The organism is Arthrobacter sp. 2YAF22_2 (assembly GCF_052114645.1).
Lineage (GTDB): Bacteria > Actinomycetota > Actinomycetes > Actinomycetales > Micrococcaceae > Arthrobacter.
Genome location: NZ_JBFRFD010000731.1, coordinates 1 through 1,294, shown reverse-complemented (window position 1 = coordinate 1,294; position 1,294 = coordinate 1). Strand labels below are relative to the sequence as shown.

The window sequence follows — 1,294 nt, the reverse complement described above, 5'->3', positions numbered from 1 at the left end:
CGGACGCGAAAGCCGTGCCCGGGATCGCACCGGCGATCTCGATTGCATCGGCGAAGAAGTCCATGTCCCTGAGTACGGGCAGCAGGCCGGTGGAGAGCCCGTGTTGGGTCAGCCGGGCCAACTGCCGGGCCCCGGTCCTGTCCGTGGACATCGGAACGCCGCGGATGAGAGCTCCGCGGGGCCGGAGGAGGGCGATGGCCCAGAACCCGCCGTCGTCCGCCGGTCCCAGCCAGGCATCGTGTGCCGGCCGCTCGGCGGACCAATCACTAAGGAGTGCAGCAAGGTGAAGCGGGGATACCTGGGGCGTGTCCATGCCGAGTATCACTAACGGGTCTTCGGCGAAGTCGCAGATCTCGGCGAGCCGTTCGTCCAGCGTCCCCGCGCTTTGGCCGGTCACTGTGAACCCTTGTGCGTCGCGGTTTCGCGGCGTGCCGTCCATGACCAGGAGCCGGCGGCGGACAGGCAAACGCCGTACCGTATCCAGCGTTCGGGTCAGGCTCAGTTGAGCGAGGTCCGCGGCCTGCGCCGTGGTCAGCGGAGGGGAAAGGCGGGTTTTCACCCGCCCGGGCATGCATTGCTTGGCGATGACCGCCACCGTCAGGTCCATGGCGTGCCCCTAGTTCGAGTCCCGCAGCCGCAGCTCCGGACCGGGCAGGGGCGGCGCAGCTCCGGTCCGACGCTGTCCGGGCACGGCCGTGAGCTGGACGGCCATGTCGCGGACCGCCGTCAACGTTCCCTTGACCGTCCCGGTTATCTTGGACCGGCCGGTGCGCGGCGCGTAATCGACCGGGACCTGGATAACCCGCCAATGGCGCCGGCTGGCCTCCAGGAACATCTCCAGCGGATAGCCGCTGCGGCGGTCTTGGAGCCCCAGCGACAAGAGCTCGGTCCGTCGCCCTGCGCGCATCGGTCCAAGATCGGTGACGGCCTCACCTGTCAGCCTGCGCAGCAGCCACGCAAGTACGGCGTTGGCAATCCGGGCGTGGACCGGCCATGACCCGCGCCGCGGCCGGCGGTTGCCCAGCACCAGATCTGCGGCGCCGGCCATGACCGGAGCCAGAAGGGCGGGCAGACGTGCCGGATCCAGCGAACCGTCGCAATCGCAGAAGGCGACATAGTCAGCCGTCGCCGCGACAAGTCCGGCGTGGGCGGCGGCCCCGAAGCCGCGCATCTCCTCCCGGACCACGACGGCGCCCAGTTCCAGCGCCAGTTCCCCCGAACCGTCCGTTGAGCCGTTGTCCACCACGATCGCCCGGTAGCCGGGAGGCATCCGGGACATCACCCACGGCAACGC

The 1,294-nt window shown here is 69.6% G+C and carries 2 protein-coding genes; both read right to left on the bottom strand.

Annotated features, from left to right (window positions below; genetic code table 11):
• On the bottom strand, window positions 1–607 hold a 607-nt coding region (locus AB4Y86_RS19095; RefSeq protein ID WP_441403695.1), incomplete at its 3' end, for a TIGR04282 family arsenosugar biosynthesis glycosyltransferase.
• Window positions 608–616: 9 nt separating this feature from the next.
• Window positions 617–1,294: glycosyltransferase family 2 protein (locus tag AB4Y86_RS19090; RefSeq protein ID WP_441403694.1), on the bottom strand; the 678-nt coding region annotated here is incomplete at its 5' end.